General features: G+C 31.4%; 1 protein-coding gene. It reads left to right on the top strand.

Annotation, left to right across the window (positions count from 1 at the left end; translation table 11 throughout):
- Nucleotides 1–933 (top strand): hypothetical protein (locus ACFQ8C_RS37120; protein WP_383466388.1); only part of this gene is annotated, 933 nt, incomplete at its 5' end.
- Nucleotides 934–1,068 lie beyond the last annotated feature (135 nt).

The raw sequence follows: 1,068 nt of genomic DNA, 5'->3' as shown, positions 1-1,068 counted from the left end.
ATTATTTATCGAGAAAAGATTGTAGAAAAGGAAATAGAACGAATTTCTTTTACTTCTATTCCACCCAAATTAATTGTAATTGGTTCTCTTTGGGCGGGGGCAGGATCTACGACAATATCAGTGAACCTAGCAAGGGCAATAGCTTCAAGGGGTTTACAAGAGTCTTTGGTTGAGTATCCAACACAAAAACCTTATCTATTTGATTATCTAGATATCCATAACAAAGAAGATGAGGAAAGGGGGAAAATATACTTTGACCATGCTCAACTTATTAAAAGTGATGGTCATTTTACAAGAGACCGTAATTGGAATGAGAAAGGAATATCATGGTATGTAAATGATTCTAGATTTCCACCTGTAAAGAATTTCTCCTTTGATGAACTACTTAAACTTATATATTCTATTTCAACTCCTATCAAAATAATTGACATATCAACTAAATGGAATGACCCAACTATAAGAGATTTATTACACCAGGCAGATGAAATATTTATTTGCGTTGAGCCAGATCCTATAAAAGTTGATTGGTTGGCCCAAATCAGCATTAATGGGCAAAAAACAGATTTTCAAAGGATAGAAAATAGGATTATTGATTATCTTACAGAGATGGAAAATATAAATGGAGTTAGTTTTCAATATATTACTACAAAGGTCAATGATTCAATTGATATGAAAGAATGGCATGAAGATTTTATTTTTAAAGAGTCCTTAGTACTTTTAGACAACATACCATATGAAGATCATTTGAGGTGTGTATGGAAGTCGACATTTCTATATGATAATCCCTACTACAAAGAAATGTTTGAATATGCTTTTAAGCCAATTTTCAAGAGAGTATTGCCATTAGAATTTCATTTACTAGAACAGGATAAGCAACAAAAGAAAAGTATAAAAAATATATTTGCAAACTTAATAAAAAAAGGTGAGGGATAAATAAAGAATGAAAAAGAAATCAATTGCTGTTTTTACTGCAGGCTTAATATTAATGGTAGGTGTAGCATTTATATTTGTTTATGAGTATTACATTGAACCTAAGGTAAATACAGTTCCGGTTGTAGTCGCTGCGAG

It is taken from the genome of Streptomyces sp. NPDC056503, from assembly GCF_042794995.1.
Classification (GTDB): Bacteria; Actinomycetota; Actinomycetes; order Streptomycetales; family Streptomycetaceae; genus Streptomyces.
The sequence above is the reverse complement of the archived record's forward strand: the minus strand, read 5'-3'. Positions and strand labels throughout refer to the sequence as shown.